This is a genomic window from Pseudomonas sp. KH_040 (assembly GCF_057839305.1).
In genome coordinates this window covers 1,539,706-1,554,646 of sequence record NZ_CM174487.1, presented here as the reverse complement: position 1 = coordinate 1,554,646, position 14,941 = coordinate 1,539,706, and the positions used below count along the sequence as shown (strand labels likewise).

The 14,941-nt window shown below is 59.7% G+C and carries 15 protein-coding genes; 5 read left to right on the top strand and 10 right to left on the bottom strand.

Annotated features, from left to right (window positions below):
- Positions 1 to 15 precede the first annotated feature (15 nt).
- Positions 16 to 1,164 (bottom strand): L-threonine dehydrogenase, encoded by a 1,149-nt coding sequence (gene yiaY, locus AC3IUF_RS06960; RefSeq protein ID WP_095113816.1) that lies wholly within the window; start codon positions 1,162 to 1,164, stop codon positions 16 to 18.
- Between the two features lie 156 nt (positions 1,165 to 1,320).
- Here yiaY and AC3IUF_RS06955 point away from each other — a divergent pair, with 156 nt between their 5' ends.
- A complete protein-coding gene (locus AC3IUF_RS06955) occupies positions 1,321 to 2,340 on the top strand; it encodes a DUF4917 family protein (protein WP_489280767.1) in 1,020 nt (339 codons plus the stop codon).
- A gap of 63 nt (positions 2,341 to 2,403) precedes the next feature.
- Here the strand turns inward: AC3IUF_RS06955 and AC3IUF_RS06950 are convergent, their stop codons facing one another.
- Positions 2,404 to 2,946, bottom strand: a complete 543-nt coding sequence (locus AC3IUF_RS06950) for a helix-turn-helix domain-containing protein (RefSeq protein WP_201227620.1) — start codon at positions 2,944 to 2,946, stop codon at positions 2,404 to 2,406.
- A 106-nt stretch (positions 2,947 to 3,052) separates the two neighbouring features.
- On the opposite strand from AC3IUF_RS06950, the gene AC3IUF_RS06945 reads away from it, so the two are divergent.
- On the top strand, positions 3,053 to 3,835 hold the full coding sequence (locus AC3IUF_RS06945) for an aldolase (RefSeq protein ID WP_007911518.1): 783 nt from the start codon (positions 3,053 to 3,055) through the stop codon (positions 3,833 to 3,835).
- A gap of 22 nt (positions 3,836 to 3,857) precedes the next feature.
- The gene (locus AC3IUF_RS06940; RefSeq protein WP_489280765.1) at positions 3,858 to 4,739 is read left to right on the top strand and encodes a dihydrodipicolinate synthase family protein; all 882 of its coding nucleotides are present in this window, start codon (positions 3,858 to 3,860) and stop codon (positions 4,737 to 4,739) included.
- Between the two features lie 138 nt (positions 4,740 to 4,877).
- On the opposite strand, the gene AC3IUF_RS06935 is transcribed toward AC3IUF_RS06940, so the two are convergent.
- The 3 genes from AC3IUF_RS06935 to AC3IUF_RS06925 all read right to left on the bottom strand — a co-directional run bounded on the left by AC3IUF_RS06935 (position 4,878) and on the right by AC3IUF_RS06925 (position 6,315).
- On the bottom strand, positions 4,878 to 5,222 hold the full coding sequence (locus tag AC3IUF_RS06935) for a YegP family protein (RefSeq protein ID WP_007916316.1): 345 nt from the start codon (positions 5,220 to 5,222) through the stop codon (positions 4,878 to 4,880).
- Between the two features lie 192 nt (positions 5,223 to 5,414).
- Positions 5,415 to 5,720, bottom strand: a complete 306-nt coding sequence (locus AC3IUF_RS06930) for a ribbon-helix-helix domain-containing protein (RefSeq protein WP_007916314.1) — start codon at positions 5,718 to 5,720, stop codon at positions 5,415 to 5,417.
- 13 nt (positions 5,721 to 5,733) lie between these two features.
- Positions 5,734 to 6,315 carry a DJ-1/PfpI family protein gene (locus tag AC3IUF_RS06925; RefSeq protein WP_007916312.1) on the bottom strand — a complete coding sequence of 194 codons (582 nt, stop codon included), beginning with the start codon at positions 6,313 to 6,315 and terminating at the stop codon, positions 5,734 to 5,736.
- A gap of 269 nt (positions 6,316 to 6,584) precedes the next feature.
- Between AC3IUF_RS06925 and AC3IUF_RS06920 the strand changes: the two genes are divergently transcribed.
- The gene (locus AC3IUF_RS06920) at positions 6,585 to 7,475 is read left to right on the top strand and encodes a DMT family transporter (RefSeq protein WP_489280763.1); all 891 of its coding nucleotides are present in this window, start codon (positions 6,585 to 6,587) and stop codon (positions 7,473 to 7,475) included.
- A gap of 24 nt (positions 7,476 to 7,499) precedes the next feature.
- Here the strand turns inward: AC3IUF_RS06920 and AC3IUF_RS06915 are convergent, their stop codons facing one another.
- The 4 genes from AC3IUF_RS06915 to AC3IUF_RS06900 all read right to left on the bottom strand — a co-directional run bounded on the left by AC3IUF_RS06915 (position 7,500) and on the right by AC3IUF_RS06900 (position 11,098).
- The gene (locus tag AC3IUF_RS06915) at positions 7,500 to 8,717 is read right to left on the bottom strand and encodes a class I SAM-dependent methyltransferase (RefSeq protein ID WP_489280762.1); all 1,218 of its coding nucleotides are present in this window, start codon (positions 8,715 to 8,717) and stop codon (positions 7,500 to 7,502) included.
- A gap of 334 nt (positions 8,718 to 9,051) precedes the next feature.
- Positions 9,052 to 9,669, bottom strand: a complete 618-nt coding sequence (locus tag AC3IUF_RS06910; RefSeq protein WP_007916305.1) for a TPM domain-containing protein — start codon at positions 9,667 to 9,669, stop codon at positions 9,052 to 9,054.
- A 33-nt stretch (positions 9,670 to 9,702) separates the two neighbouring features.
- Positions 9,703 to 10,476: a TPM domain-containing protein gene (locus AC3IUF_RS06905; RefSeq protein ID WP_489280760.1), complete on the bottom strand. Its 774-nt coding sequence runs from the start codon at positions 10,474 to 10,476 to the stop codon at positions 9,703 to 9,705.
- 13 nt (positions 10,477 to 10,489) lie between these two features.
- Complete coding sequence (locus tag AC3IUF_RS06900; protein ID WP_489280758.1) at positions 10,490 to 11,098, bottom strand: LemA family protein; 609 nt, start codon at positions 11,096 to 11,098, stop codon at positions 10,490 to 10,492.
- Positions 11,099 to 11,359: 261 nt separating this feature from the next.
- On the opposite strand from AC3IUF_RS06900, the gene bglX reads away from it, so the two are divergent.
- Complete coding sequence (bglX, locus tag AC3IUF_RS06895; protein ID WP_095113824.1) at positions 11,360 to 13,651, top strand: beta-glucosidase BglX; 2,292 nt, start codon at positions 11,360 to 11,362, stop codon at positions 13,649 to 13,651.
- Between the two features lie 132 nt (positions 13,652 to 13,783).
- Here the strand turns inward: bglX and AC3IUF_RS06890 are convergent, their stop codons facing one another.
- On the bottom strand, positions 13,784 to 14,941 hold the full coding sequence (locus AC3IUF_RS06890; protein ID WP_489280757.1) for a phospholipase D-like domain-containing protein: 1,158 nt from the start codon (positions 14,939 to 14,941) through the stop codon (positions 13,784 to 13,786).

The window sequence follows — 14,941 nt, the reverse complement described above, 5'->3', positions numbered from 1 at the left end:
CCCCGTCGTAACCGCTCAAAACGCGTTACGAAAAATCTCCTCGATCTGGCGCTGATCGGCCGCCCGAGGATTGGTCAGACCGCAGGCGTCTTTCAGCGCATTGCTGGCGAGCAGCGGAATGTCACTGAGCCTGGCGCCCAATTCGCGCAGGCCATCGGGAATCTCGACATCTTTGGCCAGGCAGCGGATCGCATTGATCGCCGCCTGCGCCCCCTCTTCGGCGCTGAAACCGCGAATGTCGGCGCCCATGGCGTGGGCAACATCGGTCAGCCGATCGGCACACACCAGCGCGTTGAACGTCTGCACATGAGGCAGCAGCACGGCGTTGCACACGCCATGGGCCAAGTCGTAGAACCCGCCCAATTGATGCGCCATCGCATGCACATACCCGAGCGAGGCATTGTTGAAGGCCATGCCGGCGAGGAACTGCGCGTAAGCCATATTTTCCCGCGCGGCGAGGTCGCTGCCGTCACGTACAGCCAGGCGCAGGTTGTTGCTGATCAGGGTCATGGCTTTCAGCGCACAGGCGTCGGTGATCGGATTGGCGGCAGTCGAGACATACGCCTCGATGGCGTGAGTCAGCGCATCCATGCCGGTGGCGGCCGTCAGACCTTTGGGCATGGCGACCATCAGCTCGGGGTCATTGACCGACAGCAGCGGTGTGACGTTGCGGTCGACGATGGCCATTTTCACGTGCCGTGATTCGTCGGTGATGATGCAGAACCGGGTCATCTCGCTGGCGGTGCCGGCGGTGGTGTTGATCGCGATCAGCGGCAGTTGCGGCTTGCTCGATTGATCGACGCCTTCGTAATCACGGATCTGCCCGCCATTGGTCGCGCACAGGGCAATGCCTTTGGCGCAGTCGTGCGGCGAACCGCCGCCCAGCGAGACGACGAAATCGCAGCGACTTTCCTTTAGCAGCCCCAGACCCGACTCGACATTGGCAATGCTCGGGTTCGGTTTGGCGCCGTCGAAAATCACCGAATCGATGTCCTGCATCGCCAGTTTCTCGGCGACCATCGTGGCCACGCCAGCCTTGGCCAGCCCCACGTCAGTGACGATCAACGCTTTGCGAAAACCGTAGTTGCGAATGGCGACCATAGCTTCATCGAGGCAGCCGTTGCCCATGATGTTTACCGCCGGAATGAAAAAAGTGCTGGTCATGCGCGCATCTCCTGACAGGGGCCGAATCGACTGCTCCGGTTCGGCGGATAGACACAGCATCGACCGATCGGTCACGAGCGATCTTGATCTGGCTCAATGCCCGCTCGTGATAAAGTCGCCGTCCATCAGCCCCTTTGTTTTGAGACCGCCTACGCAATGACCGATTTTCTCGATGTCGACGCCAGCCTCGAAGACTGGAACACCCTGCGCGCCACGACCGACTTCAACGGTCTGTTGGTAGGCAATGGCGCCAGCCGTGCGGTGTGGGACGACTTCGGCTACGACTCGCTGTTTGAAAACGCCCGCACCGTCGAAGAAAAACCGCTGAGCCCGTCGGAACTGGCGGTGTTCGACGCGATGCACACGCGCAGTTTCGAGCAGGTACTCGGCGCACTGAAAACCACCAGCCGGGTCAACAAGGCGTTGGCTGTCAGCTCGGCGGCGCCGCGCAATCGTTACTACGCGATCAAGGAAGCGCTGATCAACACCGTGCACGCCGTGCACATTCCGTGGCGACTGGTGAAGCCTTCGACGCTGGCGACGTTGAACGAAGAACTGGCGCGCTATCGCACCGTGTTCACCACCAACTACGACTTGCTCAATTACTGGGCGCTGCAACATCAAGGCGACGCCATCGACGACCTGTTCAACGGCGCCAATGCGAGTTTTGATCTGAGCGAAACTGCCACCGACAAACCGCGCCTGTTGTACCTGCACGGCGGTCTGCATCTGGTGCGCAATCAGGACGGCACGGCGCGCAAACTGACTTCAACCGAAGGCACGTTGCTCGGTAGTTTTGCGATCAACAACACGATCAAGACACTGGATGACGTGCCGCTGTTCGTCACCGAAGGACCGAGTGCGGACAAGCTCAAGACTATTCGCAGTTCGGATTACCTGTCGTTCTGTTATGAGCAGTTGCTCGGGCATGGCGGCAGTCTGTGCATCTTTGGCCATGCCTTGGGCGAGCAGGATGCGCACATCGTTCGGGCGCTGCGCTTGGCGAAACCTGCAACGGTGGCGATCTCGATTTATCCGCGCAGTGCGGCGTTTGTTCAGCATCAGAAGCGGCATTACGCGCAGGTGTTCGAAGGCACGGGCGTTGAGTTGCGGTTTTTTGATGCCAAGAGCCATGCGCTCGGCAGCCCTAAGTTGTCGGTGCCGGTCGAGGTTTAAAGCAAGATCAAAAGATCGTCCGAAGACTCGGGCCGCGTTCGGACGATCTTTTGACTCTAAGGTTCATTCTTCGGCGCTGTGTACCACCACCAGCAACTGCGCCTGCACCTCGCCAACCGAGCGGATCCGGTGAGGTTTCTGCGCATTGAAGTGCAGCGCGTCACCGCGCTCCAGCAGCACCTTCTCGTTCATGAAATCCACTTCAACCTGCCCTTCGTGGACGAACAGAAACTCCTCGCCCAAATGCTCCTTGAAGGTTTTGTCAGTGAACTCGCTCGGCGGGTAGATGATGAACGGCAGCAGGTTGCGCTCGCTGACCTGATGCGCGAGCACGGCATATCCCGGACTCTGGTCATTGGCCGCCAATGACTGGCGCTCATGGCTGCGCACCAGGCTGTAGCTGTCGAGGCTGACGTTGTCTTCGGAGAACAATTCCTCGACTTTCACGTTCAACGCCTTCGCCAGTTTCAACGCGGCAGCAATCGACGGGGTGTTCAGCCCGCGCTCGACTTTCGACAGATAACTCTTGGTCATGCCGGACTTTTCGGCCAGCGCCTCAAGGGTTACGCCAAGTTTTTTTCTTAACAATTTCAAACGGATAGACATGCGCGGCGGTTATTCCAGCAAGGAAGCGACGATTTGTGCTTGCCAATGACACTTTGTGTCATATAGCCTCTTTCGTGTCATTTGCAATCACCCAAAGGACACAGACATGGCCAAGACATTAGCACTACCCAAAGACCAACTGGTCAAGCAAGCACTGACCCAGATGCAAAAAAGCCTGGCGGATAATACGTGGACGGACCGGCAAAAGCTGGCCCTGACTTGCCGGATTCTCTTCGAGAACGGTCACGACTCAGGTCTGGCCGGGCAAATCACCGCCCGTGGCCCGCAGCCCGGCACCTATTACACTCAGCAATTGGGCCTGGGTTTCGACGAAATCACCGCGAGCAATCTGTTGCTGGTCAACGAGGATCTGGAAGTCCTCGAAGGTCACGGCATGGCCAACCCGGCCAACCGTTTCCACAGCTGGGTGTACCGCGCACGCCCGGATGTGAATTGCATCATTCACACCCACCCGACGCACGTCGCGGCGTTGTCGATGCTGGAAGTACCGCTGCAGATTTCCCACATGGACCTGTGCCCGCTGTACGACGACTGCGCATTTCTCGAGGGCTGGCCGGGTGTGCCGGTGGGCAACGAAGAAGGCGAGCTGATTGCCGGTGCGCTGGGCGACAAACGCGCGATCCTGCTTTCGCACCACGGTCAGCTGTCGACCGGTACGACGATTGAAGAAGCCTGCGTCATCGCTCAATTGATCGAACGCGCGGCCAAACTGCAACTGCTGGCGATGGCCGCCGGCACGATCAAACCGATCATCCCTGAGCTGGGCCGTGAGGCGCACGACTGGATCGCCAAGCCGAAGCGCCACGCCGCTGCGTTCAACTACTACGCCCGGCAGAACCTGCGTCAACACGCCGATTGCCTGAACTGAAACCTGTTACGGAGAGATTCCCATGTCCACTATTCACGGCATCATCGGCTACACCATCACCCCGTTCGGCGCCAATGGCGAAGGGCTGGATTTGCCAGCGCTCGGACAATCTATCGATCGTCTGATCGACAGCGGCGTCCACGCCATCGCCCCACTGGGCAGCACCGGCGAAGGCGCTTACCTGAGCGACGCGGAGTGGGATCAGGTCGCCGAGTTCAGCATCAAGCATGTGGCCAAACGCGTGCCGACCATTGTCAGCGTGTCCGACCTGACCACCGCCAAAGCCGTGCGCCGCGCGCGTTTCGCCGAAGCTCATGGCGCCGATGTGGTGATGGTGCTGCCAGCTTCGTACTGGAAACTCAGCGAAGCGGAAATCCTCGCCCACTACCGCGCCATCGGCGAGCGCATCGGCGTGCCGATCATGCTCTACAACAACCCGGCCACCAGCGGCACCGATATGTCCGTTGATTTGATTCTGCGCATCTTCAATGCCGTGGACAACGTGACCATGGTCAAGGAGAGCACCGGCGATATTCAGCGCATGCACAAGCTGCAATTGCTCGGTGAAGGTCAGGTGCCGTTCTACAACGGCTGCAATCCGCTGGCGCTGGAGGCGTTTGCGGCCGGGGCGAAAGGCTGGTGCACGGCGGCGCCGAACCTGATCCCGAAGTTGAATCTGGATCTTTATGACGCGGCCATGGCCGGCGATCTGGATCGCGCGCGGGATTTGTTTTACCGCCAGTTGCCGCTGCTGGATTTCATCCTCAAGGGTGGGTTGCCGGCGACGATCAAGGCCGGATTGCGTCAGACCGGGCTGGAGGTGGGTGATCCGCGCTTGCCGGTATTCCCGTTGAGTGAGGCGGGCCAGACGCAGCTGCAAGCAATCCTGAAAACCCTGCGCTGATCCACTGACAACGCAAAAACCTGTGGGAGCTGGCTTGCCAGCGATGGCGGTGAATCATTCAACATCAATGCTGAATGAAATGGCCTCATCGCTGGCAAGCCAGCTCCCACAGGAATGGTGTTGGATTTGAAAGCGGGTTTAGAGAACCGGCAAAGTCTTGTCCTTGATCACTTTGCTCGGCCCGTTCACCTTGACGCTGGCAATGCCTTTATCGCACGCCGCATCCGATGAATACGCCTCGCTGCTGCCGATGACCTGATGATTGGCCGCTTTCAGGTTGAAATACGGATGGCCGTCCTTCGTCGACTTCTTCTCGTAGCGCTCATCGAGCGGGCTGTTGGTTTGCACCGCCGCGATGCCGCCGTCGGCCGCTGCGCGAGTGGTGTACAGCTCGCTGGTCAGAATCGTTTCGGCATTCGCCGCTTTCAACACGAACCTGAACTGGCCGTTGCTGCTTTTACTGAGTTCGTACCATCCGGACATGTTCGTTGCTCCTTGGCGATTGAGAGATTTCGCGCAAATGAGTAAAGACCAGCCCCAGCCTTCTGTCGCCTGTACCGGCCCAATCGCTGGCAAGCCAGCTCCCACAGGGGTCTGTTGTGTGCCCTATAACTGTGCCGCATCACAATACCTGTGGGAGCTGGCTTGCCAGCGATGGGGTCAACCCGGTCTGGCCTATTTCACCACCGCCCGCACCACCGACAACTCCGGCGCACTCACCCGCCGCTGACTCAGATAGCGCATACAACTCACCCGCAGGAACGAGGCAAAATTCACCACCTCACCGCGATAATCCATCACCTCTTCATACAGCTTGGCGATCAGTTGGTTGGTGGTCATGCCGTCGACCTCGGCGATTTCGCTGAGGATGTCCCAGAACTGATTCTCCAGGCGCAGCGTCGTCACCACGCCGCAGATGCGCAGCGAACGCGAGCGTGACTCATAAAGAATCGGGTCAGCCTTGACGTAGAGCTCGCACATCGGCGGATCCTCGTTACAGGGTGATTTTAGTGCCGAGCAAGCCGAGGAAACCGGCCAGCCAGTTCGGATGCGCCGGCCATGCCGGCGCCGTGGCCAGATTGCCTTGAACGTGGCCGTCCGTCACCGGAATATCGATGTACGTCCCGCCCGCCAGTCGCACTTCCGGCGCGCAGGCTGGATAGGCGCTGCATTCGCGACCTTCCAGAATGCCCGCTGCTGCCAGCAGTTGCGCGCCGTGGCAAACGGCAGCAATCGGTTTTCCGGCCTTGTCGAAGGCGCGCACCAGGTCGAGGACTTTTTCGTTGAGGCGCAGGTACTCCGGCGCACGCCCGCCGGGGATCAACAGCGCGTCGTAATCGGCTTCGCTGACCTTGGCGAAGTCAAAGTTGAGGGCGAACAGGTGACCGGGCTTTTCGCTGTAGGTCTGATCGCCTTCAAAGTCATGGATCGCGGTGCGCACGGTTTTGCCGGCAGCCTTGTCCGGGCATACGGCGTGAACGGTATGACCAACCATTTGCAGGGCCTGGAATGGCACCATCACTTCGTAGTCTTCGACGTAATCGCCGACCAGCATCAGGATCTTTTTCGCGGCCATGGGGAGGTCTCCTCTGGTGGAATGCTTGGGAGTATTCAAGGTAGACCTATTCGACAGTGACGGGTAACAACGGGCTACTACCGAGTTGACGCCATCGCGAGCAGGCTCACTCCTACAGGGGTAGGCATCTCAACTGTAGGAGTGAGCCTGCTCGCGATGGCGTCAGCAAACTGTACGGATAAGTCTGTGCCTAGCTGTAACAGCCCGCAACGCCCGGTTTATGGCTTGATGAAGGTCATTCCCAACCACCTTCAATTTCGGTCCCCATCATGTCCTCGCGCGAAAACACCGGCATGGCCCTCGGCCTGCCCGGCGTGGTGATCTTCAGCCTCACCCTGCCCTTCACCCGCATCGTGGTGCAGGAACTGCACCCGCTGCTCAACGGTTTGGGCCGCGCATTGTTCGCAGCGATTCCGGCGGCGCTGCTTCTGTTATGGCGGCGCGAAAAGTGGCCAACCTGGCAGCAAATCAAAGGCCTGAGCCTGGTGATCGCCGGGGTGATTCTAGGTTTTCCGGTGTTGTCGGCGTGGGCCATGCAAACCTTGCCCGCGTCCCACGGTGCACTGGTCAACGGCTTGCAACCATTGTGCGTTGCGCTCTATGCCGCATGGCTGTCCCACGAACGTCCATCGAAAGCCTTCTGGGCCTGTGCGGCGTTGGGCAGTGCATTGGTGCTCGGTTATGCGTTGTACACCGGGGCCGGCAGTATTCAGGCCGGTGATCTGTTGATGCTCGGCGCGATTGCCGTCGGCGGCTTGGGTTACGCCGAAGGTGGCCGGTTGGCCAAGGAGATGGGTGGCTGGCAGGTGATCTGCTGGGCGCTGGTGCTGTCGACGCCGCTGTTGATCGGGCCGGTGCTGTATCTGGCGCTTCAGCATCAGGGCGCGGTATCGGCCAAGACCTGGTGGGCGTTTGGGTATGTGGCGTTGTTTTCGCAGTTTCTTGGGTTCTTTGCGTGGTACGCCGGGCTGGCCATGGGTGGGATTGCCCGGGTCAGTCAGATCCAGTTGTTGCAGATCTTCTTCACCATTGCATTCTCAGCGCTGTTCTTTGGTGAACATGTCGAGCCGATTACCTGGCTGTTTGCCTGTGGCGTGATTGCAACGGTCATGCTCGGTCGTAAAACCGCGGTGCGCCCGGCGCAACCTGCCACAGCTTGAACACATAACCTTGTAGGGACCGAGTCAGGCGAGATAGCCATCCGCGCGCAGCAAGGTTTCCAGGCAGTGTTCGCTGATGTTGTAGAACGCTTTCAACTCTTCGATCTTCACCAACAACTGCGCTGGGTCGACCGGCTCGGCGCGTTTCACCGCCAGAATCATTTTGTTCTTGTTGGTGTGTTCCAGCGAGATGAACTCGAACACCTTGGTCTCGTAACCACAGGCTTCAAGGAACAACGCACGCAGGCTGTCGGTGACCATTTCCGCCTGCTGACCCAGGTGCAAACCGTATTGCAACATCGGTTTGAGCAGCGCCGGGCTCTGGATCTGCAGGCGAATCTGTTTGTGGCAGCACGGCGAGCACATGATGATCGACGCGCCTGAGCGGATGCCGGTGTGGATCGCGTAGTCAGTGGCGATGTCGCAGGCATGCAGGGCGATCATCACGTCCAGCTCGCTCGGCGCCACGCTGCGCACGTCACCGCACTTGAACACCAGCCCCGGATGATTGAGTTTCGCGGCGGCAGCGTTGCACAGGTTGACCATCTCTTCGCGCAACTCGACGCCGGTGACTTCGCCTTCCGCCTTAAGCGTGTTGCGCAGGTAATCGTGAATCGCGAACGTCAAATAGCCCTTGCCCGAACCGAAATCCGCCACGCGTACAGGTTGGTCCAGCGCCAGCGGCGACGAGGTCAGGGCATGACTGAATACTTCGATGAACTTGTTGATCTGCTTCCACTTGCGCGACATCGCCGGGATCAGCTCATGTTGCGCGTTGGTCACGCCCAAGTCTTTGAGGAACGGTCGGCTCAACTCAAGAAAACGGTTTTTCTCACGGTTGTGCTCGGCGGACGGCGCCTCGCGCAATTGCTGAGGTTTGCTCTTGAACAGCGAAGGCTTGCCCTTTTTGCTGTATTCCAGCTGGGCTTCGTCAGTTACCGCGAGTAAATGCGCATTCTTGAACGAGGCCGGCAACAGCGCGGCAATCGCCGCCACGCCGTCGACCAGGGTCAGGTTTTTGGTGATGTCGCGGGTTTTGTAGCGATAGACGAACGACAGATTCGGCTGCGCTTTGACCGTCACTGCTTTGATGATCACCCGCTGCAAATCCACTTCTTCGCCGACGTACTTGGCCAGCACCAGTTTGATGAAGCCGTTCTGGTCGAGGCTGGTTTGCAGCAGCTCGATGAACTGGGCGTGGTGATCGGGCGCGGGCTTGGTGGCAGGTGCAGTAACGGACATGGCAAAGCGGCCTCGGACGGGCGAAATCGGGAATGGCGGGTATTTTAGGGGGGATGGGGGTTGGGGACACGCTCTTATTTACCCAACGGTTTTAAAAGCGGCCCTCACCCTAGCCCTCTCCCAGAGGTAGAGGGGACTGATTGGGGGATATTGACGAGATACACCGACTTGAACGATTTGCCTTGAATCCATAATCGACACGGTTTTTCAGGTCGATGTCGAGCGCAAGACACCTCGGTCGGCCCCCTCTCCCTCTGGGCGGTCCGACGTTTCGGGAGGGCTGGGCGGGCGGCGTTCCGATGAGGGTTTGGATCTAAAACAGGAAAAAAGTACTTCAGCCCAACACCACCAACCGATTCGGCAACTCATTCCTCACCTGCGTCACCGGCACATGTACTTTCAGCAACTCCCCACACGCCTCGATACACGTCACAAACCCTTCCAGCGTGCGCCCCTGCCTGACCTGCTCGGTAAACGCCGCGACAATCGCATCCCAGGATTTATTATCGAGCCGTTTGGAAATCCCCTCATCCACCAGAATCTCCACATACCGCTCCGCCTCACACACAAAAATCAGCATTCCCGTGCTGCCCACAGTGTGGTGCAGGTTCTGCTCGAGAAACTGCCGCCGCGCCAGGTTCGACGCGCGCCAGTGCCGTACGCGGCGGGGAATCAGATGGGTGGTGATTTTCGGCAAACGAAACAGCAGGCACAGCACGATAAACGCGCCCCATTGCACCAGCAGCAGACTGCGCAGGGTCAGCCAGCCGGTCAGGTAGTGCACGACGCCCGGCACCACCAGCGCCAACAGGCTCGCCCACAGCAGCGGGATGTACGCGTAGTCATCAGCGCGCGCCGCGAGCACCGTTACCAGTTCGGCGTCGGTGTCGCGCTCGACCCGGGCAATCGCCTCGGCGACTTTGCGTTGTTCGTGTTCGGTCAGTAATGCCATGTTGAAAAGTGCCTGCTCATTATTCTTCTGATTTCACCAGCCGCCGGACGAACCACCGCCGCCGAAACTGCCCCCGCCGCCGCTGAAGCCCCCGCCTCCACCGCCGCCGCCAAAACCGCCACCACCGCCGAAGCCGCCACCACCGCCGAAGCCGCCCCCTCCTCCGGAGCCACCCCGGCCGGCAGGCAGGATACCGAGCATCTGGCAGACAAACACCGTCAGGATGAACAACATCACCAAAAACACGAACAATCCCGGGTGCCGCGAGATGAAATCATCGGACGGATCACCACTGGACTCATAAACCGTCGATGGCTCATCCAGCGGATTACCACCGAGCACCACCAGCATCGCCGCTACGCCGTCGCTGATGCCTTTGCTGAAGTTGCCGCTTTTGAATGCAGGAGTGATGACTTGATGAATGATCACTGAAGTCTGCGCGTCGGTCAGCCGGTCTTCGAGGCCATAACCGACTTCGATGCGCAGTTTGCGCTCGTCACGGGCAACGATCAGCAGCGCGCCGTTGTTCTTGTCCTTCTGACCGATGGCCCAATGTCGACCGAGTTGAACGCCGAAGTCCTCAATGGTCGTGCCTTGCAGATCCGGCAGCGTGACCACGACTAACTGCTCGCCGGTCGCCTGCTCGTGGGCCTGCAACTGCTGGCTCAGTTGCGCACGCACCGATGGCTCGAGCATCTGCGCTTCGTCCACCACCCGCCCGCTCAGCGTCGGGAACGTCAACTCGGCGTGGGCGCTGAAGGCTAATACCCACAGCACCAACACCAGGCCCATTTTCAACACGCGCATGGACAACCTCGAATCAGAATTTCACTTCCGGGGCCTTTTCCGCGCCGGGCGTGGTGGCTTCGAAGGTTTCGCGGATCGGCAGATCGCTGTACATCACGCTGTGCCAGAGGCGACCGGGAAAGGTGCGGATCTCGGTGTTGTATTTCTGCACCGCCAGAATGAAATCGCGGCGCGCCACGGCAATGCGGTTTTCCGTACCTTCCAGTTGCGATTGCAGGGCGAGGAAGTTCTGGTTGGCTTTCAGGTCCGGATAACGCTCGGAAACCACCATCAGGCGACTCAATGCGCCGCTCAGTTGATCCTGCGCCTGCTGGAACTGCTTGAGCTTCTCGGGATTGTCGAGAGTGCTGGCGTCGACCTGAATCGACGTGGCTTTCGCCCGCGCCTCAATCACTGCCGTGAGAGTTTCCTCTTCATGCTTGGCGTAACCCTTGACCGTCTCCACCAGATTGGGGATCAGGTCGGCACGGCGCTGGTACTGGTTCTGCACCTGGCCCCATGCGGCTTTGGTCTGTTCGTCGAGGGTCGGGATATTGTTGATGCCGCACGCGGTCAACAGCGTGGCCAGCACCAGCAGTGTGGCGACCTGCAAACGTGAGCGATTGGTTGGGCTTACATTCATCGCGGTGATGCTCCTTGGCACATATCATTATAAAAACCGAGCGCGAAACATTCTCAGCGGGCTCTTGGGGCATAATCGGCCGCGTCGCTGGATTACGACGGGGCAATGGGCTAAAAAGTGCCCTGCGTGATCATGCGGCCAAGTGTCGGCTGCCGTTTTTGGCTCTGTTTCTTTGAGCCTGTACCCGAACAACAATAGTCGCTCCCTAAATTTTGGCTGGCCGGCGTTGCATCGCCGCTTGGGCCCTTGAGAAAACTATTCATGAAGAAGCTGTGTTTGCTGGGTCTGTTCGTCAGCCTGGCCAGTCATCAAGTATTGGCCGCCACGACCCCGGTACCCCTGGAAAACAAGGATGCGTTCATCAGCAACCTGATGAACCAGATGACCCTCGATGAAAAGATCGGCCAGTTGCGCCTGATCAGCATCGGCCCGGAAATGCCCCGCGAGCTGATCCGCAAAGAGATCGCTGCCGGCAATATCGGCGGTACGTTCAACTCGATCACCCGCCCGGAAAACCGACCGATGCAGGACGCTGCGATGCGCAGCCGCCTGAAGATTCCGATGTTTTTCGCGTACGACGTGATCCACGGTCACCGTACGATTTTCCCGATTCCGCTGGCCCTCGCCTCGAGCTGGGACATGGACGCCATCGGCCAGTCCGGACGTGTTGCTGCCAAAGAAGCAGCCGCCGACAGCCTCGACATTACCTTCGCGCCGATGGTCGACATCTCCCGCGACCCGCGCTGGGGCCGTAGCTCCGAAGGTTTCGGTGAAGACACCTACCTGACCTCGCGCATCGCCGGCGTGATGGTGCGCGCCTATCAGGGCGCCACCCCGAGTGCGGCCGACAGCATCATGGCCAGCGTCAAGCACTTCGCCCTGTACGGCGCGGTCGAGGGCGGTCGCGACTACAACACCGTCGACATGAGTCCGGTGAAGATGTACCAGGATTACCTGCCGCCGTACCGCGCTGCGATCGATGCTGGCGCCGGTGGCGTGATGGTTGCGTTGAACTCGATCAACGGTATTCCGGCCACCGCCAACACCTGGCTGATGAATGATCTGCTGCGCAAGGACTGGGGCTTTAAAGGCCTGGCGGTCAGCGACCACGGTGCGATCTTCGAACTGATCAAGCACGGCGTGGCCCGCGACGGTCGTGAAGCGGCGAAGCTGGCGATCAAGGCCGGCATCGACATGAGCATGAACGACACCCTCTACGGCAAAGAGCTGCCGGGGCTGCTCAAGTCCGGTGAGATCGAACAGAAAGACATCGACAACGCCGTGCGTGAAGTGCTCGCGGCCAAGTACGACATGGGCCTGTTCAAGGACCCGTACCTGCGCATCGGCAAGGCTGAAGATGATCCGGCCGACACCTACGCCGAGAGCCGTCTGCACCGCGCCGAGGCCCGCGAAGTGGCGCGTCGCAGCATGGTGCTGCTGAAGAACCAGAACGAAACCCTGCCGCTAAAGAAAGACGCGAAAGTCGCGCTGGTCGGCCCGTTGGCCAAAGCCCCGATCGACATGATGGGCAGTTGGGCGGCCGCCGGGCGCCCTGCGCAATCGGTGACGCTGTTCGATGGCATGAGTTCGGTGATCGGCAACAAGTCGAACCTGATCTACGCCCGTGGCGCCAACATCACCAGCGACAAGAAGGTCCTCGACTACCTGAACTTCCTCAACTTCGATGCGCCGGAAGTGGTCGACGATCCGCGCCCGGCCAACGTGCTGATCGACGAAGCAGTGAAAGCTGCCAAGGATGCTGACGTGATCGTTGCAGCGGTAGGTGAATCCCGTGGCATGTCTCACGAATCCTCCAGCCGCACCGACCTGAACATCCCGGAAACCCAGCGCGAGCTGATCCGCGCGCTGAAAGCCACCGGCAAACCGCTGGTATTGGTGCTGATGAACGGCCGCCCGTTGACCATTCTCGAAGAGAACCAGTCGGCTGACGCGATTCTGGAAACCTGGTTCAGCGGCACCGAGGGCGGCAACGCCATCGCCGACGTGCTGTTCGGCGACTACAACCCGTCGGGCAAACTGCCGGTGACTTTCCCGCGCTCCGTGGGCCAGATCCCGACTTACTACAACCACCTGAGTATTGGCCGGCCGTTCACGCCGGGCAAACCGGGCAACTACACCTCGCAGTATTTCGATGACACGACTGGCCCGCTGTTCCCGTTCGGGTATGGCCTGAGCTACACGCAATTCGCCCTGAGCGACATGGCGCTGTCGTCGACCACCCTGAACGCCACCGGCAAGCTCGACGCCAGCGTCATGGTGAAAAACACCGGCAAGCGCGACGGCGAAACCGTGGTGCAGTTGTACATCCAGGATGTCACCGGCTCGATGATCCGCCCGGTGAAAGAACTGAAGAACTTCCAGAAAATCATGCTCAAGGCCGGTGAACAGAAAGTCGTGCACTTCACCATCAGCGAGGATGACCTGAAGTTCTATAACGCCCAGCTCAAATATGCGGCAGAGCCTGGCAAGTTCAACGTGCAGATCGGCCTGGATTCCCAGGACGTGACGCAGCAGAGCTTTGAACTTCTGTAATTTTTCAGGCAACACATAAACCTGTGGGAGCTGGCTTGCCAGCGATGAGGCCGGCACATTCAACATCTCTGTTGACTGATACTCCGCCATCGCTGGCAAGCCAGCTCCCACAGTGTTTTTTTGGTGTAGCAACTATCCCCGGCGATCCAGCAGATTGACCACCACCCGATCCACCCAGCCCCACACCCGCTGCTTGACCCGCCGCCACAACGGCCGGCGCTGCCACTCCTCCAGACTCACCTGCTGGCTCAGCCCGAAATCCTTCACAAAACTCGCCTCTACCGCTGCCGTCAACGACGGATCCAGCGCCTCCAGATTCGCCTCCAGATTGAAGCGCAGGTTCCAGTGGTCGAAGTTGCACGAACCAATGCTCACCCAATCGTCCACCAGCACCATTTTCAAATGCAGAAAACACGGCTGGTACTCGAAGATCCGCACCCCGGCCTTGAGCAGTCGTGGGTAGTAGCGATGCCCGGCGTAACGCACCGACGGGTGATCGGTGCGCGGCCCGGTCAACAGCAAACGCACATCGACACCGCGCGCCGCCGCCTTGCGCAGGGAGCGGCGAATTTTCCAGGTTGGCAGGAAGTACGGTGTGGCCATCCAGATGCGTTTTTGCCCACTGTTCAAAGCGCGGAACAGCGACTGCAGAATGTCACGATGCTGGCGGGCATCGGCATACGCCACACGGCCCATGCCTTCGCCCTTGTCCGGTACGCGCGGTAATCGCGGCAAGCCAAAATGCGCGGCCGGGCGCCAGGCGCGGCGATAGCGGTTGGCGATCCACTGGCGATCAAACAACAATTGCCAGTCGATCACCAACGGACCGCTGATCTCGACCATCACTTCGTGCCATTCGCTGGTGTCGTGCCCCGGCGTCCAGAACTCGTCAGTGACGCCAGTACCGCCGACCACGGCCAGACGCTGATCGACCAGCAGCAATTTACGGTGATCACGATAGAAATTACCGATCCAGCGCCGCCAGCTCAGGCGATTGTAGAAACGTAGTTCGACTCCAGCGTGTGTCAGGCGCTGACGCAGATTGAGCGTAAACGCCAGGCTGCCGTAATCATCGAACAGGCACCGCACACGCACGCCACGTTCGGCCGCCAGCACCAGCGCTTGCACGATGGTTTCGGCGCAGGCGCCGGCCTCGACCAGATACAGTTCGAGTTCGATCTGCTCCTGCGCACCAGCAATCTGCTCGAGCATGCGCGGAAAGAAATGCGGGCCGTCGATCAACAGTTCGAACCGGTTGCCATCCCGCCACGGGAACACCGCGCCGCGCAT